The organism is Pseudomonas sp. NY15437, from assembly GCF_048068435.1.
Lineage (GTDB): Bacteria > Pseudomonadota > Gammaproteobacteria > Pseudomonadales > Pseudomonadaceae > Pseudomonas > Pseudomonas nitroreducens_B.
This window is the reverse complement of record NZ_JBLUQC010000003.1, coordinates 199927-221883: the sequence shown is the minus strand read 5'-3', so window position 1 is coordinate 221883 and position 21957 is coordinate 199927. Positions and strand designations below refer to the sequence as shown.

Genomic DNA, 21957 nt, shown 5'->3' with positions numbered 1-21957 from the left:
TGGCCTGCGCCACGCGGGCCAGCGGGGACCCGCTGTGCCCGAAAAAGGCCCGGCAGACGACAGAACAACAACAAGAGGTCGTGTCAGATGAACCGCAGATTACCCGCCTTGCGTCTTCTCGCGTTACCCGCCGCCATCGCTCTGGCCCTGTACGGCGACGGCGCGCAGGCGTTCACTTTCTCCCTCGGCGAGATCGAGGGACAGTTCGACTCCAGCCTGTCGGTCGGCGCCAGCTGGGCCATGCGCAACGCCGACGCCGGCCTGTTGCACAGCGCAAGCTCCGACGACGGCAAGCGCAACTTTCGCGAAGGCGAGACCTTCTCCAAGGTGTTCAAGGGCATCCACGACCCGGAGCTGAAGTACGGCGACAGCGGCGCCTTCGTCCGCGGCAAGTACTGGTACGACTTCAAGCTCAAGGACGACGACCTGCACTTTCGAAACATCGACGACCACGGCCGCGAGGAAGGCGCCAAGGCGTCCGGCGCCGAGTTCCTCGATGCCTTCCTCTACCACAACTACAGCATCGGCGACCTGCCCGGCACCGTGCGCCTGGGCAAGCAGGTGGTGAGCTGGGGCGAGAGCACCTTCATCCAGGGCGGCATCAATGCCATCAACCCCATCGACGTCGCAGCCTTCCGCCGGCCAGGGTCGGAGATCAAGGAAGGCCTGATCCCGGTGAACATGTTCTACGTCTCGCAGAACTTCAGCGAGCACCTCTCCGCCGAGGCCTTCTACCAGTTGCAGTGGCAGAAGACGGTGATCGACAACTGCGGCACCTTCTTCTCCACCACCGATGTCATGGCCGACGGCTGCAACGGCCTGGCGGCGGGCCCGGTGATCAACCAGAACGCGCTGGCCGTGCAGGCGCTCGCGCCGCTGGGGGTGAACCTCACCGACGAGGGCATCGTCATTCCCCGCGGCAAGGACCGCGAGGCGCGCGACGGCGGCCAGTGGGGGACGGCGCTGCGCTGGTTCGCCCCGGAGCTGGACAGCGAATTCGCCGGCTACTTCATCAACTACCACAGCCGCCAACCCTACCTCAGCGTACGCGGCGGGCCGCACATCGCCGACCTCGGCTTCGCCCCGCAGCTGTGCGGCAACCTCGGCCTGCCCAACGGCCTCTGCGGCGCAGTGATGGGCAGCAGCGCCGGCCAGCAGCTCACCCAGGCCTACCGCCTGGGCAGCGCGCAGTACTTCGCCGACTACCCCGAGGATATCCAGCTCTACGGCCTGAGCTTCAGCACCAGCCTGCCCACCGGCACCACCCTGGCCGGGGAGATCAGCTACCGGCCGAACATGCCGGTGCAGATCAACCCGGTGGACGTGGTCACCGCCACCCTGGGCATTCCTGCGCTCACCCCGGTGTACGGCGATGCGCCGGCCCCGGCCAACGACGCGATCCTCAAGGGCTATCGGCGCAAGGAGGTGACCCAGGCGCAGGTCACCGCCACGCACTTCTTCGACCAGGTGATGGGCGCCGACCGCCTGACCCTGATCGGCGAGGTCGGCCTGACCCACGTCGGTGGCCTGGGCGGGAAGGATGAGCTGCGCTACGGCCGCAGCCCGGTGTTCGGCCAGGGGGCGCTGTACCCGGACAACAGCCTGTGTACCGGCAACAGCGCGACGCCGCAGTACTGCAACGATTCCGGCTTCGTCACCAGCAACGCCTGGGGTTACCAGGCGCGCGCCATCTGGGAGTACGCCGACCTCATCGACGGCGCCACCGTGCGCCCCAACCTGGCCTGGTCCCACGACGTCCACGGCTACGCCCCGGAGCCGGGGTTCAACCAGGGCGCGCGGGCAATCAGCGTCGGCGTCGATGGCACCTACCTCAACACCTACAACATGAGCCTTTCCTACACGAACTTCTTCGGTGGCGATTACAACGTGAACACCGACCGGGACTTCGTGGCCCTGAGCCTTGGCGTGTCGTTCTAAGCGGAGAAAACCCATGAACCAGAAACTTGCGTGCGCATCCCTGCTGCTCCTCGCCCTGCCCTTCAGCCTGCAAGCCGCCGTTCCGGAGTCCGAAGCGGCGAAACTGGGCAGCAGCCTCACCCCCCTGGGCGCGGAACGCGCCGGCAACGCCGACGGCAGCATCCCCGCCTGGGACGGCGGCCTACCCACCAACGCCGGTAGCCGCGGCGCCGACGGCCGCCTGAGCGACCCCTTCGCTGCCGACAAGCCGCTGTTCACCATCACCGCGCAGAACAGGGCGCAGTACGCGGCGAACCTCACCCCCGGCCAGCAGGCGATGCTCCAGCGCTACCCGGACTACCACCTCACCGTCTACCCGACGCACCGTTCGGCGACCTACCCCGCCAGCGTGCTGCAGGCGGTGGCCGGCAATGCGCGGCGCGCCAGCCTCGTGGAGGGCGGCAATGGCCTGAAGGACTTCCAGACGGCGATCCCCTTCCCCATCCCGCAGAGTGGCATCGAGGCCCTGTGGAACCACATCACCCGCTACCGCGGCGGCAGCGCCCAGCGCCTGCACGTGCAGGCGACGCCCACCGCCAACGGCACCTACACGCCCACCTACTTCCGGCAGCAGTTCAGCTACCGCGACCAGCTCACCGACTACAGCCCGGACAAGGACAACAACGTCCTCTTCTACTTCAAGCAACTGGTCACCGCGCCGGCGCGCCTGGCGGGCGATGTGGTGCTGGTCCACGAGACCCTCGACCAGGTCCGCGAGCCGCGCATGGCCTGGATCTACAACGCCGGCCAGCGACGCGTGCGGCGCGCCCCGCAGATCGCCTACGACGGCCCCTACCCGGCCTCGGACGGCCTGCGCGTGGCGGACAACCTGGACATGTTCAACGGTGCGCCGGACCGCTACGAGTGGAAGCTGCTGGGCAAGAAGGAAATCTACGTGCCGTACAACACCTTCGCGCTCGACTCCACCACCCACCGCTACGACGACCTGATCAAGCCCGGCCACCTCAACCAGGACCTGGTGCGTTACGAGAAGCACCGCGTCTGGCAAGTGGAAGGCACCCTGCGCGCCGGCGAGCGGCACATCTACGCACGCCGCGTGCTGTTCCTCGACGAGGACACCTGGCAGGCCGTGCTCGTCGACCATTACGACGGCCGTGGCACCCTCTGGCGCGTCGGCGAAAGCTTCATGACGCCGCTGTACGACAAGCAGATCCCCTGGCTGGGCGTGGAAGCGATCTACGACCTCATCAATGGCCGCTACCTGGTGTCAGGCCTGACGAACCAGGAAAAGTCCCAGGTGGAATTCGGCGTGAAGGCGAGCAGCGTCGACTACACGCCGACCGCCCTTCGCAATGCCGGGATTCGCTGATCCGGCGTCGCCGGCGATACGTGGGCAGGGTGCGCTCTGCCCGCGTTGGCAGGCGACGCCAGCGGGCGTACCGAGCCGTGGGAGAAGTATGATGGAGTGTTACGTCTGCAGAGCGCCGGCCACCTGCTTTCCAGCCGGCCACCTGCTGCGGGTGGTCTGCGCCCGCTGCGGTCCGTACCGGATTTCGCAGGGTTCGATCCAGCTGTTCGCCGCCGGCGCGTGCGTGGACGTCGAGCGGACCCAGCGTTGGATCAGGAGCTACGTGGGCAACACGGACCTGCCGCTGCTCTCGGTCAACATCGTTCGGATTCGGCTGCGCTGAAGGCGCCACGCGAAGGCAACGGCAGCGTTCACACCTTCGAAGGGGCATGGACGCCAGCTGTTCGGTTGCCTCGGGTTGACCGGCAACCGAACCTTCAATCATGGCCGCACGGCCAGCACGTCGGCCAGCACGTCGGCAGGCGTCAGGCGCTCAAAACCGAAATGACCCGTTTGGCCGTGACCTTGGCGGACTGGGGGTTCTGCCCCGTCACCAGGCGACCGTCGACCACCGCCTTGGGCGTGAAGGGCACCAGCGCTTTTTCGAACCGGGCGCCACGTCGTTTCATTTCGTCCTCGGCGTTGTAGGGCACCTGCTTGGCCACGCCGGCCAGGATCTCCTCCATCCAGGTAAAGCCGGTGACGCGTCGCCCTGCGACGAGCAAGGCGCCGTCAGACAGGCGGGTGTTCAGGAGGCCGCAGTAGCCGTGGCACACGGAGGCGACGACGCCGCCGTGCTCGTAGACCTCGCGGGTGAGTCGCTGCAGGCCCGCGTCATCGGGGTAGTCGTACATCACGGCATGGCCGCCGGTGAAGTAGATGGCATCGAAATCCCTGCCGTGGAGCGCCTGCGGCGAAGCCGTGTTGGCGAGCAGGGCCATGCGGGCCGGGTCGGCCAACCAGCCCTTGGCCGATGCATCGGCGTTCGGCCATTTCAGGGAGCGGGGCTCCAGCGGGACTTCCCCGCCCTTTGGGCTGACCAGCTGCTGCTCGTAGCCCTGGGCAGCGAAAAGATCGTAGGCGTGCGACAGCTCCGATAGCCACAGCCCGGTGGGCTCGGCGGGGTTATCGAAGTGAGCCACGTTGGAGACGACATGGAGAATACGACGGGGCATGGCGGCCTCCCTTTCAAACGTGATGGCGGCGGGACTCGGCCAACATCTGCTCGAGCCCTTGGCGATAGGTGGTCACCTGGAACTGCGGGAAGCGCTGCTTGAACTTGCCCGAGTCGAACAGGTTGTCGTGGGCATAGCGCGGCAGCAGCTCTCGAAGTTCGCGTACCTGGCGGGAGACGAGGCCCAGGGCCACCAACGTCCACTTGCCGAGCACCTGGTGGGACGGTTCACGGCCAACCTGTTCGCAGGCCAGCGCGACGAGCTCCCGGTAGGTCAGGCGAGCGTCGTCGCAGGGCAGGTGCCAGGTCTGCCCGAAGGCGTCCGCCGCGTTGCCCAGCGCCGCCAGCGCACGGCTGGCATCCGGCGTCCAGATGAGCGTGCGGCGGGTGTCGTCGCGCACCGGTACGCGGGCCGTCTGGCCGGCGTTGATCCGGTCGATGACCAGGGTGTTGGTAATGCTCTGCGTCTTGCCGGGACCGTAGAATTCCGGCGCGCGACCGATGAGCACGGGGATCTCGCCCCGCGCCATCTCCTCCAGCACCATCGATGCCATCGCCGCACGCACCCTGCCCTTGCGCCCAACGGGGGCGAACTCGGTGGCCTCGGTCAACAGGCGATCATCCTGCGGGTACATGTAGGTATTGTCGAAGTAGACGAACCTGGCCTTCGCTGCCCGGGTCGCCTCCAGGGCATTCCTCAGCATGGTCGGGAACTGCTGCTCCCACAGCTGCGTATCGGGCGGCAGGCCCGCCGTGAAGTAGACGATACTGCTGCCCTCCACCGCCCTGGCGGTCTGGCCGGCATCGAGCAGGTCGGCCGTCACCAGGGCGTCGGCGTCGTTGACCTTGCGGGGGTTGCGACTCACCAGGCGCAGGTCGGTCGTGTAGGCACGGTTCAGCTCCCGCGCCAGTTCCACCGCAATCTGGCCGGTGGCGCCCAAGATGGTTTGCATGCGTTCTCCTCATTCGGCCGGGCCGGCCCCGCTCACTCGCGCACCAGCATCGTCTGCAGCGGCGCCGGCGCATACAGCGCACTCTGGAACTGCGGCACGTACTCGTATTTCAGCAGCGAACCCAGTTTCAGCGACTGGATATAGGTCGACAGACTGCCGTCGCCCAGGGTCAGCTTGACGGCGTCCGAGCGCGTCGTGGAGGCGTGGCGCAACTGCCGGGAAACGGCGTAGCCGTAGCTGAGCTCGGCCTGGTGGTCGAGGTTGGTGAAGCTGTTGGTGACCAGCTCCACGTCCTGGGACAGGTCGTCGAGCTTTGCCGTCTCCAGGGTCACGTCGACCTTGCCGGTCTGGCTATCGCTGATGCTCACGACCACCGACGTGTCAGTCTCACGGTAGTCGATAGGGGTCAGCCACTTGGGCAGGTTGTAGCCCACCACGCCGCGCACCCGGGCCAGTTCGGTGTTCACCGGCAGTTTCAATACGTACCCCCACAGGTCCTTGCTCATCGACTGGCTGATCAGGCTGATGGGGCCCAGGTTGCTGGCGCCCGGCTTGTTGGTGACGATCGACAGGGCGATCTCGTTGTAACTGTCGTTGTCGCAGTAGTGATAGGCATAGGCCGTCAGGGCGACCACACCGCGCCCCGGCCAGATCTGCAGCGGTTGCACCTGTTCCAGCACCTTGGCCGGCATCAGCGCCCGGAGCCTGTCCAGGTCGGCCGTGAAAACCGCCGTGACCCGACTGTTGTTGTAGTAGAAATTCGGCGAATAGGATTCGAAGCCCATGTCGACCCGGGTCTTGGTCAGCGTCCTGAACCAGCTCAGGTCGATTTGCGGGGCTTCCTGGGCGATCACCGAGAGCGGCGGATTGGAGTGGTAGCGGGCGTACAACCCGCCCGCCACGACAGGGATCACTTGCCCGGCGATGGTCGTGGTGGCCTGGGCAGTGGTCGGCTCGGCGGGCTCGGAAGCCCAGGACGGCACAACGGCTGCGCCCAGGAAAAGGCCGGAAGCAAGAGCAAGTGAAGCGAGTTTCATATCGAGGGTCTCCGCGTCGTGGGCTGGCCCCGCGTGGGGGAACAGCGTCTGCACACCGAATCAGGGGGCGGTGTCTGTGCGGAACCCTAAGGTTAAAGTTAGCTTCAAGGTCAACAAGGACCGAGGCTTATTCACGGCGCGGTGGGCAGGAATAAGGACGATGAATGTGGCTCGCCCTGGCGGATCGCCGTGGGGGCGCGGCTCAATCGCTGCCGAGCATGTCGCCGGCCAGTTCTGCCAGCGCGCGCAGGCGGTCCAGGCGCCGCATGTCCTGGTGGTAGCCCATCCAGATATCCCGCGAGGGCGGCGCTTCGCTCAGTTCGATGCGGACAAGGGCCGGCAGCTGGTCGCCCAGCGGACGCGGCAGAACCGCCACCCCCAAACCCCGCGCGCACATCTGCGCCTGCACGGTGCGGCTGCTGCTGGTGAACGCCGTGGGCGCGGCGGGCAGCATGCGCTGCAGCCACAGCACATCGGGGTAGTAGGCCTGCGCGGTATTCATCAGGATCAGCTTGCAGCCCGCGCCCTCCCGTCCCGGCTCGAAGGGCACGGCGGCGCTGGTGTACAGGCCGTAGGGCATGGTCATCAGGCGGCGCTGCACGATGTCGGGCTGGTCGAAGGGCACGATGCGAAAGGCGATATCCGCTTCGCGGCGGGTGAGATCCGATAGGCGCTGCCCGGCCATCACCTCGGGCACCACGGCCGGGTAGCGACGCACCAGCTCGCTGAGCACCGGCGCCAGCACGTAGCCGGCAAACCAGTCGGCGGACGAGATGCGCAGGATGCCTTCGGGCTGCTCACTGCCATCGATGCGCCGGGCAATGGCGAGGGCGCTGCTCTCCATTTCCTCGGCAAGGTTGAGGATGCCCTCGCCCATCGCGGTCGGCACCAGGCCCTGGCTGGTGCGCCGGAAAAATGCCTGGCCGCTGGCCTGCTCCAGCGCCTGCAATCGCCTGCCCACGGTGGGGTGGCTGACGCCCAGCTGCCGTGCCGCCGCGCCCAGGGAGCCGGCGCGGGCGATCGCCAGGAAGAACCGCAAGTCGTCCCAATCCACCCCGCCACCCCCTTACAAAAATGAACGTGCAATGTGCAGCGATGGCAGTCCCGCCCACGCCTTCCGGCTTTCAAACTGCGCTCAGTCCAGCCTGGCAGCGTCGCCAGGCCAATTCCACACCGTTCAATAGTGTACGTAGCGTTGCGCTGACCCGGCCAGGGGCTGTTCGAACCTGGCGGCCACGTGTCGTTTCCCGGAGGTGTTGCCATGACCCTTTCCATCGCCGCCACAGCCACTGCCCCGTCGTCGCGACGCTGGCTGGCTTTTGCCGTCCTGCTGGCCGGTGCGTTCCTTCCGCCGCTGGATTTCTTCATCGTCAATGTCGCCCTGCCGTCCATGGCCCAGGGGCTGCAGGCGACGCCGGCGCAGATCGAGTGGGTGATCTCCGGCTATGCGGCCACCTATGCGGTGTTTCTGATTACGGGTGGGCGCCTGGGCGACCTGTTCGGTCGCCGCCGGGTGTTTCTGGCGGGCATGGCAGGCTTCGGGATGGCGTCGCTGATCTGTGGGCTGGCGGCCTCGCCAGCGGTGCTGATCGTGGGGCGGGTGCTGCAGGGGCTGAGCGCCGCCGCCATGGCGCCGCAGGGGTTGGCATCCATCCATGCCCTGTTTCCCGAGCAGGAGCGCTCACGGGCGCTGGCGGTCTATGGAGCGGCACTGGGCTTTGCCGCCGTGCTCGCCCAGGTACTGGGCGGCGTGCTGATTGCAACCGACCTGTTCGGGCTGCAGTGGCGGGCGATCTTTCTGATCAATCTTCCCATCGTGGCCGCCGTTTTCCTCGTCGGCATGCCCTTCTTGCCGGACACCCGCAGCGCGACGCCGGCGTCGCTGGATCGCCTCGGCGTACTGCTCTGCGCCCTGACGCTGGGTTTGCTGGTGGTGCCGCTGGTACAGGGCCGCGAGCTGGGCTGGCCGTGGTGGCTGTGCCTGATGCTGCTGGGCGCGCCCCTGGTCGCCGTGGGCTTCTGGCGTCATGAAGCGGCCCTTGAGCGGCGCGGCGGCACACCGCTGCTCAGCCCCCGGCTGGCGCGGTCGCCGCGCGTGCTGGCGGGCCTGCTCAGCGCGCTGTTTTTCTACGTGGTATCGGCGTTCTTCCTGAGCTTTTCGGTGTACCTGCAAGGTGCTCTGGGCGCGACACCGGTGGCCACCGGCCTGATGTTCGTGCCCTTTGGCGTGGGCTTTCTGATCGGCCCGCTGACCACTCCCCTGGCCATCCGCTGTGTCGGCCGCTGGGTGCCGGCGCTGGGAATGCTGCTGGAGGTGCTGGGCTGCCTGGTCCTGAGCGCAGCGGTGGGCGGCGCCGCGTCGGGTGAGCGCCCTGCGCTGGTGCCGCTGGTCCTGGGCGTCGGCCTGCTGGGGTTTGGCCAAGGCTGGGCGTTGCCCACCCTGATCCGCAGCGTGATCGACCGCGCCCCGGCCGGTAGCTCCGGCATGGTTTCCGGCCTGGTCAACTCGGCCTTGCAGATCAGCGCCGCCCTTGGTGTGGCGGTGCTCGGCGGCCTGTTCTATGCCGTCGCCGCGCCGGCCCTCAACCCGGCCACGCTCGCCCACGGCTTTATCGCCGCGCTGCTGGGCATCGCCCTGAGCCTTGGCCTGGCCGCACTGCTGGCGCTCTACGCATCGGCGCCCGACCGGGCCGTGTGATCGGCATCGGCCACGCAGGCTGGGGCAACCGCAGGAGGTGGGCCGGCAGTGGCCTTTCTGCAGGATGAGCGCAGTGCCTTCATCACCGGGCAGACGCTCTATGTGGATGGAGGCGCCTCCCTCGGCAGGCACCTGTTCTAGAGGCCGGGCGGCTCGCCTGGTGGCGAGCGAAACTGGCCGACTGTTGGTGGCCCACGCCTCGCTCGAAAGTAGCAGTCCGACCACGACTATCGACCCTTGGTCAGCGTCTCGGCTTGGTGTCAGGATCGATCGATCCGGAACGACAAACCGAGACAGGACGAATGTTCAAGTCACTCAGGACGTCATTGCTGGCGCTGGTGTGGATAGTGCTGGTCTCCGGCCTCGCCGGGGCCAGCGACATCGAAGGTGCGGAGCAGGACCTCCCGGCGCTGATCCAGTCGATCTTCCCGGAAGCGACCGACATCATGCCGCAGCTGGAGCATCCCCGCGTGTGGCCGGTGTACCAGGTCACGGAGCTGGTGGGTTATGCCTTCCTGTCCGGCGACTACGTGCAGCTGCCCGGCTTCTCCGGTGCCCCGTTCCAGTTGCTGGTGGGTATCGATCGTGAGGGTCGGTTCCGCGGCGTGCAGGTGCTCGAACAACATGAACCGATCTTCCTGCACGGGCTGGGAACCGGGCCGATGCACGAATTCACCCGCCAGTACCTGGGGCTGGACCTGCGCCACTCGATCAAACTCACCAGCGCCGCCGTGCACGACAAGCATAGCGGCAGTAACGTCTATATCGATGGCATCAGCAAGGCCACGGTGTCGGCGGTGGTGTTGAACGAGACGGTCATCCAATCGGCCCTGCAGGTGGCGCAGGAAACCGGGATCATCGCCAGACGCAAACCGCCGGCGCGGGTGCGCGAGGATCTGTTCGAAACGACGGACTGGCAGCAACTGCTCGAACAGCACTGGGTGGGCTCAGTGCAGATCCCGGAAGCAAGCGTGGAGGCGGCCTTCAAGGGCAATGCCGGCGACACCCCGATCCCGCACCGATACGAAGCCGGGGCGTATTTCGCCAACCTGCAGTTCGCCTATCTGAATGTGCCGACCATCGGCCGCTATCTGCTCGGCGATCGCCTCTACCAGCGCCTGATGGAGAACCTGGAACCGGGCGACCAGGTGATCGCCGTGATGAACCAGGGCCCCTACTCCGTGCTGGGCGATGACTTCACCCGCGGCACGCCTTCGGACCGACTCGCGCTGGATCAGGGCGGTGTGCAAATCGAGCTGCGCGACATGGACTTCTTCAACGCCCTGGAGCAGGACGAGCTCGACTCGCTGCAGCATGCTGGCATGCCCCGCTTCAACGAGTTCGTGCTGTTCCGCGTGAAGGCCGGCGCCGGCTTCGACCCGGCGTCGGGCTGGATACTGTCGCTGGTGGTGGCCCGCCCGCAAGGCTATCTGCGGCCCGACGAGATTCGTCGCTTCGGCCAGGATTACCGGCTGCCCGCGCGCCTGTTCAGTATCGAGGCGAACCACGACGAACCCAAGGCGCCCCTGTGGCTGCAGATATGGCAGGAGAATCTCGGCCGCATCGCGGTGTTGCTGCTGGGCCTGGCGCTGCTGACGACCATCATCCTGGCGCACCGCCGGGTGACGCAGAACGCCCGCCGCTTCCGGCTGATCCGCTGGGGGTACTTGCTCTACACGCTGATCTTCATTGGCTACATCACCCAGGGGCAGTTATCGATCACCAACGTCTTCGCCATCCTGCAGGTGATGGCGGGCGACGTCAGCGCATCGGTGCTGCTGCTCGACCCGGTGATCTGCATCCTCTGGTGCTACGTGCTGCTCACGCTGGTGCTCTGGGGGCGCGGTTACTTCTGTGGTTGGCTCTGCCCGTTCGGCGTACTGCAGGAACTGTCGGCCGAACTGGCGCGCCTGTTGAAGATTCGCCAGCGGCGAATTCCGTTCCGCCTGCACCGCAGGCTCCAGGGCCTCAAATACCTGATCCTCGCCGGGCTGGTCGCGACCAGTTTCTGGTCGATCAGTGGCGCCGAGCGCGCCGCCGAGGTGGAGCCCTTCAAGACCGCGATCACCCTCGGCTTCGTGCGGGACTGGCCGTTCGTGCTCTATGCCTCGGCGCTTCTGCTCGCCGGGCTGTTCGTGCACAAGTTCTTCTGCCGCTACCTGTGCCCGCTGGGTGCCTGCTTCGCGGTGCTGGGCCACTTTCACCTGCTGCGCTGGCTGCCGCGTCGCGCCGAGTGCGGCAGTCCCTGCCAGCTCTGCACGCGCCGCTGCGGCATCGGCGCGATCGAACCGGACGGACGCATCAACTACCGCGAGTGCATCCAGTGTTACGAATGCGAAGTGATCTACCGGGACGACCGGCAATGCGTACCCCTGATCAACGCGCGCAAGGGCAAAAGACGCGCCGCGGCCGTGATTGCCAGTCAGTGAGGGGATAACGCCGCTCGCGCTATGGGCAGGCGAGACCGGCACGCTGCGCAAGTGGAGTAGGGGTTCGCTTGATCAGGGGCGGCAAACGACAGCAGCGAACCTCACCGCTCGCCCATCATCCCTCTCATTTCATGACAGCCGATCGGCAGAGCAGAGTTCCAATCCTGTCAGCAGAGCCCTGCTCCTGGGGCTCTTGCGCAAGGCAGGCTTTTTTACGGATGCACTCTTCACGCTTCCCCGCCTGTCACCTGATACGTCTTGATCGATTATTAAGCCGAACGTGAGCTTGCACATCGCGATTGGCTATCTAGGCTGGTTCTCACAGTCGTCGATCCCCTGGGGGGAGCGTCAGCAGTCGTCTCCAGAGCGCAGTCGGAGCCAAGGTCTGTCGCGCAATGAGCTTGCGCGGCGGCATGTTGAGCAATAAGCAGGGGACGCTTGATGGCTTGGGTTCGCGCAGGGGCACAATACGTTTCGGCATCGGCAGTTTCGGCTGCGCTCTGCACGCTTTTGAGCGGCTACGCCTTCGCCGGCGGCATCATGATCTACGAGGCCGGCCAGGAAGGCATGGGCCTGGCCAACGCGGGTTCCGCCGCCCTGGCCAGCGACCCCAGCGTGCTGATGAGCAATCCCGCCGGCATCGCCCAGCTCAAGGGCACGCAGGTCAGCGCCAATGCCCAGGTCATCCTCGGCGACATCCGTTTCTCCCGCGACGCCGACAACCAGTTCGACGGCAACGAAGGCGGCAACGCCCTGCAATGGCTGCCCGGTGCCAGCGTTTTCGTCAGCCAGCAGATCGACGAGCGCTCGGCCATCGGCTTTGGCATGTACGGCAACTTCGGCCTGGCGCTGAATTACGACGACGATTGGGCCGGCCGCTACTTCAGCCAGGAGACGGCGATCATCGGCGTGTCCTTCCAGCCCACCATCGCGCACAGGTTCACCGACGACCTCACGGTCGGCATCGGCCCGCGCATCGTCTACGGCTACTACCGCACCGAGATGGCCATCAACAACAACCTGCTGGGCCTGCGCGACAACCCCGACGGCCAGCTGGAATACAAGGACACCGACGTCGGTGTCGGCGTCAATCTCGGCCTGCTCTACCGCCTGAGCGACAGCACGCAGGTAGGCCTCGCTTACACCAGCAAGGTGAAGCTGGAATTCGAAGACAGCCCGGACGTGAGCAAGGTCAGCAACCCGATCATCAACGCCGCGCTCAATCGCCTGGACGTCAGCTCGCTGGAGCTGGACGTGAACATCCCGCAGACGGCAACCCTGAGCATCGCCCACCAGCTCGACCCGCAATGGAAGCTGCTGGGCAGCCTCGGCTGGCAGGACTGGAGCGAGTTCGGCGAGGTCGGTGTGGACGTGGACGCCAACGCGGGCGGTGTCAGCCGCACCGTCGACCGCCAGTACAAGGACACCTGGCACGCCTCCGTCGGCGCCCAGTACCAGGCCACCCGGCAATGGCGCTGGAGCCTGGGCCTGGGCTACGACAGCTCGGCGGTGGACGACAAGGATCGCACCGTGGACAACCCCATGGCCGAGAACTGGCGCCTGGCAACCGGGGTGAACTACCAGGTCGAGGAAGGCCTGGACCTGCACCTGGCCTACACCCTGGTCTGGCTGGGCGACATGGACATCGAGCAAACCAAGTCGCGCTCCGGGGAAACCCTTTCCGGTACCTACCACAACGCCGCCCTGCACATCATCGGTGGCGGCGCGACCTGGCGATTCTGAGCCGTTTTCAAACAACCACGCGACGACAAGAGCGCGCCCGACAGCAACACCCACAAGGAGCACTTCCATGCACGTCAAACTCCTGGCCCTGTGCCTGGCTTCCTTCACCCTCGCCGGCTGCGCCAGCAAGTACGTGGAGCCCGAAAACTACTCCGGCTTCTTGAAGGACTACAGCGTCCTGAAGGAAGAGAAATCACCCTCCGGCGCACCGGTGATGCGCTGGATCAAACCCGGCATCGACGTCAGCCAGTTCACCAGCGTGTATGTCGAACCGAGCCAGCTTTACCCGCGGCCGCAACCCAGCGAGAAGATCCCGCAGAGTACCCTGGACGGCATCACCAAGTACTACGACCAGGCGCTGCAGACGCAATTCGCTAAAGCCCTGCCGCTGGCCACAGGCCCCGGCCCGGGCGTGCTGGTCGTGCGTCCGGCGATCACCGCCGTCAGTGCCTCCACCAAGGGACTGGCGCCCTACGAAGTAATCCCCATCGCCCTGATCGCCGCCGGGGTGAGCACCGCCACCGGTATTCGCGACCAAGACACCAATATCGCTACCGAAGCGGCGTTCCTTGATGGAAGCGACGGCAAGGTGGTCGCCGAGGTCGTGCGCAAGGGCGCCGGCACGGACCTGGAAAACTCCTCCCAGGTCATGACCGCCAACGACGCCAAGGCCGTGCTCGATGGTTGGGCGCGGGACATGCTCAAGTCCTACGAACAGCTCAAACACAAGTGATTCCGGACGTGGTCTGCCAGCCGGCAGACCACGTGCCCGAGGTCTCGACTTACCACCTCATGCACTGAGAACGTCATCGAAAAACAACGCTGGCAGTTGCCCCCCGCAGGTACAGCGCATTCCGCAAGAAGGAGCTTGAAATGAAAGCGATTGCCCGATCCACGAAGCCAACTAGCCAACTGCCAGGCCATGGCCTCTGGAAATTCAGTGCCTCGTTCGCCCTGGCCGCCGCCATCTCCATGACCACCCAGGCCTGGGCCGCGGAAACGCCCAAGGCCGCGTCGGAGGCAACCAAAACCGCCAACGACGCGCTGCTCAAGGAGCTGCCGTTCGACGACAAGACCTCGTTCGAGCAGGCGCACAAGGGCTTCATCGCGCCGCTGCCGTCCGAGCCGATCAAGGGCGAGAAAGGCAACCTGATCTGGGACCCGGCCAAGTACAACTTCATCAAGGAAGGCGAAGCCGCACCCGCCTCTACCAACCCCAGCCTGTGGCGGCAGTCGCAGCTGATCAACATCTCCGGTCTGTTCGAGGTCACCAAGGGCCTCTACCAGGTGCGCAACTACGACCTGTCGAACATGACCATCGTCGAAGGCAAGACCGGCATCACCATCTTCGACCCGCTGATCTCCGAGGAAACCGCCCGCGCGGCGCTGGAGCTGTACTACCAGCACCGGCCGAAGAAGCCGGTAGTGGCGGTGATCTATACCCACAGCCACGTCGACCACTACGGCGGCGTGAAGGGCGTGGTGAAAGAGGAAGACGTCAAGGCCGGCAAGGTGAAGATTTACGCGCCCAAGGGCTTCCTCGAACATGCCGTGGCCGAGAACGTGATGGCCGGTACCGCCATGAGCCGCCGCGCCAGCTACATGTACGGCAACCTGCTGCCGCCCAGCGAAACCGGCCAGCTCGGCGCCGGCCTGGGCACCACCACCTCCGCCGGCACCGTGACGCTGATTCCGCCCACCGACATCATTTCCCAGACCGGCGAGAAGCACGTCATCGACGGCCTGCACTACGAGTTCCTCTACGCGCCGGGCAGCGAGGCGCCGGCCGAGATGATGTACTACATCAAGGAGATGAAGGCTCTCAACACAGCCGAGGACTCCACCCACACCCTGCACAACACCTACTCGCTGCGCGGCGCGAAGATCCGCGAGCCGCTGCCGTGGTCGAAGTACCTCAACGAGGCGCTGAAGATGTGGGGCGACGACGTGCAGGTGATGTACGCCATGCACCACTGGCCGGTGTGGGGCAACAAGGAAGTTAACGAACACCTCGGCCTGCAGCGCGACATGTACCGCTACATCAACGACGAAACCCTGCGCCTGGCCAACAAGGGCCTGACCATGACCGAGATCGCCGAGCAGGTGAAACTGCCCAAGGCGATCGCCACGAAGTTCTCCAACCGTGGCTACTACGGCTCGCTGAACCACAACGTCAAGGCGACCTACGTGCTCTACCTCGGCTGGTTCAACGGCAACCCGGCGACCCTGCACGAGCTGCCGCCGGATGAGGAAGGCAAGCGCTACGTCGATATGATGGGCGGCGCCGACGCGGTGCTCAAGAAAGCCAAGGAGTACTACGACAAGGGGGATTACCGCTGGGTAGCTGAGGTGGTCAATCACGTCGTCTTTGCCGACCCGAACAACCAGGCGGCGAAGAACCTGCAGGCAGATGCCCTTGAACAGATGGGCTATCAGGCCGAGAGCGGCCCATGGCGCAACTTCTACCTGACCGGCGCGCAGGAGCTGCGCAACGGTGTGCAGAAACTGCCGACGCCGGACACCGCCAGTCCCGACACCGTTAAGGCGATGGACCTCGACCTGTTCTTCGACTACCTGGCCATGCGCCTGAAAGGCCCGGAAGTGGAGGACAAGAAGATCACCCTGAACCTCGACTTCACCGACCTCAAGCAGAAGTACCTGCTGCAGATGGAAAACGGTGTGCTCAACCACACCGAAGGCCTACAGGCCAAGGACGCCGACGCCACCATCACCTTGACCCGCGATACCCTCAATAAGCTGATGCTCAAGCAGGCGACGCTCAAGGATGCCGAGGCCTCGGGCGATATCAAAGTCAACGGTGACCAGGCCAAGCTCGAAGAGCTGATGAGCTACATGGACAACTTCGACTTCTGGTTCAACATCGTCACCCCCTGATGCTCCTTCCGATGCCTAACGGTATCGTCGGCAAGCCGCCAGTTTTTACTGACGGCTTGCCGCTTTTTTCGAGGGCTCTGGGTACGCCAGGGTTGCCAAAGGGAGTGATCAACTATGGACACGGTTCGCGGCACGGCATTCCTGCAATTTGGTGAACTGCTCGCCGAGCGCGGCGGCTCGTTGCGCACGCATCTTTCACCTCACCGTATCGGACTGGATGTGGTGGGGGATTACGAGAAAAAATTCTCCTACAGGAGTCTCGTACAGATATTCGAAGGTAGTGCTCACGCTCTGCAGATGCCTGAGCTGGGCCTGGAGTTGGCGACCCGGCAGAAATCAACGTTGCTCGGGCCGCTTCAGCATCTGGCCCAGACGGCGCCGACTGCCGGGGAAGGGTTGATCGCCGTCGTGCGATACATGCGGGTTTACAGCCCCTCGATCCTCTTTCACCTGGAGCGTCGTCCCGGCTGCACATTGCTTTGTTTCGACAACGCCTTGCCCTGTATCCAGGACATTCCACAGATCGTTGAAAAGTCGTTGCTCCACGGTCGCCTGTTGATGTCGGAACTGCTGGGAGCACCACTCAAGCCGACCCTGGTACTGCTGCGTCATCAGCCGCAATCCAGCCTCGAGGTCTACCAGCGATATTTCGGCTGCCAAGTGCTGTTCGGCCAGGATCACAACGCAATTGCGATCAGCCAACGTGACATGCAGAAGCCCTGCGCCCGGCACGACGCCATGCTCCACGCCATCGTTCGCTTCTACCTCGAAGCCCATACGAATCCCGATGAGAAGCTCGGGTTCGAAGTGGAGCGGCATATTCAAGCACTGCTGCCCAAGCAGGCCTGCAGCCTCGAGCAGGTGGCCAGGCTGCTGGATCTCAACCCCAGGACGTTACAGAGGCGACTGTCCAACGACGGCATCGACTTCGAGGAGCATGTGGATGAGATACGCCGCCGCCGGGCTGAGGAGTTGCTGGGTGAGTCGGCACTCAGCATTGGGCAGATTGCCCACGAGTTGGGTTACAGGAGAACGACCTCGTTCTGCCGCGCTCACCATCGATGGTTCGGAATGCCTCCCGTCGAGCGCAGGCGGCAGTTGAAAGAAAGCAAGGAGCAGTAACCTCCTCGAACATCCCGCATCGGCGCCTCTGTCGACGGGGCCTTATCCCGCATTCTGCTGCAGCCATTGCTTGGGACTTGCGCCGACCTTGCGGCGGAAGGTGCGGGCCAGCGCGGACGGGCTTTCATATCCGACCTCGTCGGCGATCAGGGCGATGGGGCGGCCTTCGCGCAGACGCTTCTGCGTCAGGCTGATGCGCCAGTTCGCCAGGTAGTCCGCCGGCGTGACCCCCACCGTCTGGCGAAAATGCGCGGCAAAGCTCGCCCGCGACATGCCCGAACGATCCGCCAGTTCCGCCACGGACCAATTGCGCTGCGGTTCGTTGTGCATCCCCACGAGCGCGCGGGACAGCTGAGCGTTGGCCAACCCCGCCATCATCCCGGAGGCGATGCTGCGGCTGGCGAGGAGGTGGCGCAGCAGCTGGATCACCATCAGCTCGAACAGGCGATTGAGGACGACGTCCCGCCCGCACTCGTCGCCGAAGGCTTCCTTGAACAGCCAGTCGAGGGTGCCATCCAGGCCATTCAGTTCACGCAGCGGCTTGATGATGAAATCCGGCAACGCCAGGGTCAGCGGATTGTTGGCGCCGCCGTCGAATTGCAGCGTGGCGCACACCAGCTCCGCGGCATCGGCCTCGCTCGCCACCAGTTGATGTTCCTGCGGACGCACGGCCAGGATCAGGCTGGGCTCGGTCAGCTCGGTGAGCTGGCCGCGCTTGTCCTTGACGCTCAGGCGTCCCGAGCGCAGCAGATGCGCGTGGCCGACGCGGTGTTGCCCCTGGAGGCTGGCGGTGCCACAGAACCCGCCCTGGTGGAACGTGGAAGCGTGCAGGTTGAAGTGTTTGAGCAGTGTCGACAGTCGGTCCATGGTGCGCTCAGGTTTAGACGATCTGTTGCATAACTTCGACGATCTGAAGCCGAAAGGAAAGCCTGCCTCCCTAGTATGAACTCCACACCTGATCGACAAACCCGTTGGTCAACCTACTGGAGAATCACCATGACTCGCATTGCCGCTCTCTCGCTGGACCAAGCCCCCGCTGCCTCACGCGCGGCCCTCGAAGGCCTCCGGAAAGGCCTCGGCTTCATCCCCAACGCATTCGGGACGCTGGCCCACTCCCCGGCCGCACTCAACGGCTACCTGGGCCTTGCCCAGGCCCTGGGTAAAAGCTCGCTGAGCGCCGCCGAGCGTGAAGTGGTTGCCCTCGCCACGTCGCAAATCAATGGCTGCGACTACTGCTTGGCCGCACACAGCTACTTCGGCGCCAAGGCGGGCCTGAGCGACGAGGCCATCAGCCAGGCCCGTCAGGGCACACTGAGTGCGGTTGCCGCATTGGCGCGCCAGATCACCGAAAGCCGCGGCCAGTTGCGCGACGAGGAGATCGCAGCGGCGCGCGAAGCCGGCCTGAGCGACAGCAAGATCGTGGAGGTGGTGGCCCAGGTCACGTTGTTGACCCTGACCAACTACCTGAACAACGTCGCCACGACCGACATCGACTTTCCTCCGTCGGCCCACTGAAGAGGACACCACCATGAACCCGGTGACGATCTACACCACCCAGCACTGCCCCTACTGCGTGAATGCCAAGCGCCTGCTCGCGAGCAAAGGGGTCACGCCCGTCGAAATCGATGTCGAAGCGTCGCCCGAACATCTGGCGGACATGCTGCAGCGATCCCGGCGCAGGACGGTCCCGCAGATTTTTGTGGGCGATGTGCACGTCGGCGGTTTCGATGACCTGGCCAGTCTCGATCACCAGGGCAGGCTCGATGTGTTGCTTCACGCCTGACGCGCAAGCGTGCTCCGGAACCTGCCCTATCCGGAGCACGATTCACCGTCATCCGCTGCCAGTGAACTGAGCCCCCGGCATTCCAGCGGCGCCCGAGTGGGCATCGGGACGGCCGGTCGACAAAGCGCTCGCGGCGTACCAAAGGTCAGCAACCGCAGGAGCGGTGGTCGGCGCCCCCATCGCGACACCTTCGGTTGCGCTGCAGCACAAGGTGATCCGCCGGGCGCCGCGAATCGGCTTTCGCACTCCGAAGAAAACCATCGGCAGGCCCCAGGTTTGAGCGCAGTTGCCATGCCGCAAAGGCATGAAAAGTATTCTCCGAAGGCAATGGCATGCCGGTACGGCAATGGTCTTAATGTGCTTCCCACCAGCACCGGCCATCCCCTTTTCTTCGCGAGTCGCCATGAGCAAACGCCCGAACTTCCTGCTGATCGTTGCCGATGACCTGGGGTTTTCCGACCTCGGCGCCTTCGGCGGCGAGATCCACACGCCCCACCTCGACGAACTGGCCTTCGCCGGCCTGCGCCTGACCGACTTCCACGCCGCATCCGCCTGCTCACCCACCCGCGCGATGTTGCTCACCGGCACGGATCATCACCTGGCCGGCATCGGGGCCATGGCGGAGTTCAGCGACGAAACCATCCGCCAGCACCCAGGCTACGAAGGTCACCTGAACCAGCGGGTAGTCACCCTCGCCGAACTCTTGCGCGATGCCGGCTACCGCACGCTGATCTCGGGAAAGTGGCACCTGGGGCGCACCGCAGAGACCTCGGCGGCGGCCCGTGGCTTCGAGCGGTCCTTCATCCTGGAAGGCGCCGCGCACAACCACTATGGCTGGTCGCCCGAGGTGCCCGCGCACAAGATGCCGCGCCTGCTGCACACCGTAGAAGGCACCTACCGGGAGGGGTTCGAGCCGCTGACTGCGTTGCCCGAGGACTTCTACTCGTCCGATGCCTTCACCGACCGCCTGCTCGACTATCTGCGCGAACGCCAGCCGGACGACAACCGCCCCTTCTTCGCCTACCTGCCCTTCTCCGCTCCGCACTTCCCGCTGCAGGCGCCGGACGAACTGATCGACCGATACCAGGGGCGCTACGACAGCGGCCCGGATGCGTTGCGCGAGCAGCGCCTGCGACGCCTGAAGGAACTGGGCCTGATCGGCGAGGACGTCGAGGCCCATCCTGTCATCGCCGACACCCCGAACTGGCAGGAGCTGGACGACGACGGTAGGCGGCAATCCGCAAAAGCGATGGAAGTCTACGCGGCGATGGTGGAACGACTGGACTGGAACGTCGGCCGCGTCGTCAGCCATCTGCGCGCGACGGGCGTGCTGGAAAACACCGTGGTCATCTTCCTTTCGGACAACGGTGCCGAGGGCGCCGCGCTCGAAGCGCTGCCCATCGTCGGCAAACGCGCCCAGCGCTTCATTGGCAAGCACTACGACAACCGTGTCGAGAATATCGGCCGCGCCAACTCCTATGTCTGGTACGGGCCGCGCTGGGCGCAGGCGGCCACTGCGCCGTCGCGCCAGTACAAGCTGTTCACCAGCCAGGGAGGGATTCGCGTACCCGCATTCATCACCTGGCCAGGCTTGCATCGGCAAGGCGACATCAGCCACGACTTCGCCACCGTGATGGACATCGTACCGACACTGCTGGAGCTGGCCGGAACCGCCCACCCAGGCAGCCACTACCAGGGCCGCGAAATACTGCCGATCCGTGGCCGCTCGCTGCTGAGTTATCTCCAGGGCAAGTCGCAGGCGCCGCACGCCGCCGACGAAACCACCGGCTGGGAACTATTCCGCGCCCGCGCCATTCGCCAGGGCAACTGGAAGGCGTTGTACATCCCCAAGCCGGATGGCCCCGGGCGCTGGCAGCTCTACGACCTGACCCGCGACCCCGGCGAGATCCACGATCTGGCGCAAGCGGAACCCGCGCGGCTGCAAGCGCTGAAGCAACACTGGCAAGACTATGTCGATGAAACCGGTGTGCGTGATTTCAGTTTTGCCGGCCGACTCTGCCGTGAGGTAGCACGCGCGCTGGTGCGCCTCGTCACCCGGCAGCCGAGAACACTCTGATTGCCCTTGGGCGACATCACTTCGTGCTGAGCCGCTTTCCGTGATGCTCGACAAGTTACCAATGGTAAGTTACTTTCGGTAAGTAGCAACTCGCTCTCACCTGAGGCCTCACGGCCGCTCGCCACGTCACTGGAGCTTCCACCATGCACAGCCTGATTGTTGTCGCCCACCCCAACCCCCATTCCCTGACGCACGCCATCGCCCAACAGGTCGCGCTGGGCATCGCCGCTGCGAACTCGCAGCACACCACCGAGATCGCCGACCTGGCGGCCGAAGGCTTCGATCCGCGCTTCAACCAGGCGGATCAGGCGCTCTTCACCGGCCAGGGAGGCGTTCCCGCCGATGTGGCGTTCGAACAGGAGCGCCTGGATCGCGCCGATGCCTTGGTGATCGTCTACCCGATCTACTGGTGGTCATTCCCTGCCTTGCTCAAAGGCTGGATCGATCGTGTGTTTTCGATCGGCTGGGCCTACGAGGACAGCGGCAACGGCAAGGTCGTGAAGAAGCTGCAGCGTCTGAATGTCCACCTGGTGGCGGTGGGGGGAGCCGATGAAGGCACCTTCACTCGCCACGGCTACGCGCCTGCCATGAAGACCCAGATCGACCACGGGATATTCGATTACTGCGGCGCCCGCGTGCACAGCTCCGCGTTTCTCCTCGCATCGGATGAAGGCTATCCGGCCGCTCACCTGGACACCGCATTCGGAATAGGCACTAACGTGTCGGCTTCCCAGCACTGAGGCGGAGTGGGACAATCCCC

The 21957-nt window shown here is 65.2% G+C and carries 18 protein-coding genes and 1 pseudogene; 14 read left to right on the top strand and 5 right to left on the bottom strand.

Annotated features, from left to right (window positions below; all coding sequences use genetic code 11):
- Nucleotides 1-87: 87 nt before the first annotated feature.
- From ACNFIA_RS08515 to ACNFIA_RS08505, 3 genes are all read left to right on the top strand, one after another.
- Entirely contained in the window at nt 88-1938 is a 1851-nt protein-coding gene (locus tag ACNFIA_RS08515; RefSeq protein WP_416784041.1) for a DUF1302 domain-containing protein, read from the top strand.
- A 13-nt stretch (nt 1939-1951) separates the two neighbouring features.
- Entirely contained in the window at nt 1952-3307 is a 1356-nt protein-coding gene (locus ACNFIA_RS08510) for a DUF1329 domain-containing protein (protein ID WP_416784039.1), read from the top strand.
- Between the two features lie 91 nt (nt 3308-3398).
- On the top strand, nt 3399-3629 hold the full coding sequence (locus ACNFIA_RS08505) for a hypothetical protein (RefSeq protein WP_259755630.1): 231 nt from the start codon (nt 3399-3401) through the stop codon (nt 3627-3629).
- A 142-nt stretch (nt 3630-3771) separates the two neighbouring features.
- On the opposite strand, the gene ACNFIA_RS08500 is transcribed toward ACNFIA_RS08505, so the two are convergent.
- The 4 genes from ACNFIA_RS08500 to ACNFIA_RS08485 all read right to left on the bottom strand — a co-directional run bounded on the left by ACNFIA_RS08500 (nt 3772) and on the right by ACNFIA_RS08485 (nt 7504).
- Nucleotides 3772-4461 carry a type 1 glutamine amidotransferase domain-containing protein gene (locus ACNFIA_RS08500; RefSeq protein WP_416784036.1) on the bottom strand — a complete coding sequence of 230 codons (690 nt, stop codon included), beginning with the start codon at nt 4459-4461 and terminating at the stop codon, nt 3772-3774.
- A gap of 13 nt (nt 4462-4474) precedes the next feature.
- Complete coding sequence (locus ACNFIA_RS08495) at nt 4475-5413, bottom strand: NAD-dependent epimerase/dehydratase family protein (RefSeq protein ID WP_416784034.1); 939 nt, start codon at nt 5411-5413, stop codon at nt 4475-4477.
- Between the two features lie 32 nt (nt 5414-5445).
- Nucleotides 5446-6450: an acetoacetate decarboxylase (ADC) gene (locus tag ACNFIA_RS08490; RefSeq protein WP_416784032.1), complete on the bottom strand. Its 1005-nt coding sequence runs from the start codon at nt 6448-6450 to the stop codon at nt 5446-5448.
- 202 nt (nt 6451-6652) lie between these two features.
- Nucleotides 6653-7504: a LysR family transcriptional regulator gene (locus ACNFIA_RS08485; protein ID WP_416784030.1), complete on the bottom strand. Its 852-nt coding sequence runs from the start codon at nt 7502-7504 to the stop codon at nt 6653-6655.
- 207 nt (nt 7505-7711) lie between these two features.
- On the opposite strand from ACNFIA_RS08485, the gene ACNFIA_RS08480 reads away from it, so the two are divergent.
- The 7 genes and pseudogenes from ACNFIA_RS08480 (at nt 7712) to ACNFIA_RS08450 (ending at nt 17337) form a co-directional block, all read left to right on the top strand.
- Nucleotides 7712-9148 (top strand): MFS transporter, encoded by a 1437-nt coding sequence (locus tag ACNFIA_RS08480; protein ID WP_416784028.1) that lies wholly within the window; start codon nt 7712-7714, stop codon nt 9146-9148.
- A gap of 16 nt (nt 9149-9164) precedes the next feature.
- Nucleotides 9165-9289, top strand: a pseudogene (locus tag ACNFIA_RS08475) (SDR family oxidoreductase); the annotation flags it as partial.
- Nucleotides 9290-9450: 161 nt separating this feature from the next.
- Entirely contained in the window at nt 9451-11577 is a 2127-nt protein-coding gene (locus ACNFIA_RS08470; protein ID WP_416784026.1) for a 4Fe-4S binding protein, read from the top strand.
- Between the two features lie 441 nt (nt 11578-12018).
- Nucleotides 12019-13320, top strand: a complete 1302-nt coding sequence (locus ACNFIA_RS08465) for an OmpP1/FadL family transporter (RefSeq protein ID WP_416784024.1) — start codon at nt 12019-12021, stop codon at nt 13318-13320.
- 67 nt (nt 13321-13387) lie between these two features.
- A complete protein-coding gene (locus ACNFIA_RS08460) occupies nt 13388-14053 on the top strand; it encodes a DUF3313 domain-containing protein (RefSeq protein ID WP_416784022.1) in 666 nt (221 codons plus the stop codon).
- A 140-nt stretch (nt 14054-14193) separates the two neighbouring features.
- Complete coding sequence (locus ACNFIA_RS08455) at nt 14194-16215, top strand: alkyl/aryl-sulfatase (RefSeq protein ID WP_416784020.1); 2022 nt, start codon at nt 14194-14196, stop codon at nt 16213-16215.
- A gap of 114 nt (nt 16216-16329) precedes the next feature.
- Nucleotides 16330-17337 (top strand): AraC family transcriptional regulator ligand-binding domain-containing protein, encoded by a 1008-nt coding sequence (locus ACNFIA_RS08450; protein WP_416784019.1) that lies wholly within the window; start codon nt 16330-16332, stop codon nt 17335-17337.
- A gap of 42 nt (nt 17338-17379) precedes the next feature.
- Here ACNFIA_RS08450 and ACNFIA_RS08445 read toward each other — a convergent pair whose 3' ends face one another.
- Nucleotides 17380-18204 (bottom strand): AraC family transcriptional regulator, encoded by an 825-nt coding sequence (locus tag ACNFIA_RS08445; protein WP_416784017.1) that lies wholly within the window; start codon nt 18202-18204, stop codon nt 17380-17382.
- Nucleotides 18205-18333: 129 nt separating this feature from the next.
- On the opposite strand from ACNFIA_RS08445, the gene ACNFIA_RS08440 reads away from it, so the two are divergent.
- From ACNFIA_RS08440 to ACNFIA_RS08425, 4 genes are all read left to right on the top strand, one after another.
- On the top strand, nt 18334-18852 hold the full coding sequence (locus tag ACNFIA_RS08440) for a carboxymuconolactone decarboxylase family protein (RefSeq protein WP_416784015.1): 519 nt from the start codon (nt 18334-18336) through the stop codon (nt 18850-18852).
- A gap of 13 nt (nt 18853-18865) precedes the next feature.
- Nucleotides 18866-19120: a glutaredoxin 3 gene (gene grxC / locus ACNFIA_RS08435; protein ID WP_416784013.1), complete on the top strand. Its 255-nt coding sequence runs from the start codon at nt 18866-18868 to the stop codon at nt 19118-19120.
- A gap of 403 nt (nt 19121-19523) precedes the next feature.
- A complete protein-coding gene (locus ACNFIA_RS08430) occupies nt 19524-21197 on the top strand; it encodes an arylsulfatase (protein WP_416784011.1) in 1674 nt (557 codons plus the stop codon).
- 143 nt (nt 21198-21340) lie between these two features.
- Entirely contained in the window at nt 21341-21937 is a 597-nt protein-coding gene (locus tag ACNFIA_RS08425; protein WP_416784009.1) for an NAD(P)H-dependent oxidoreductase, read from the top strand.
- Nucleotides 21938-21957: the final 20 nt, after the last annotated feature.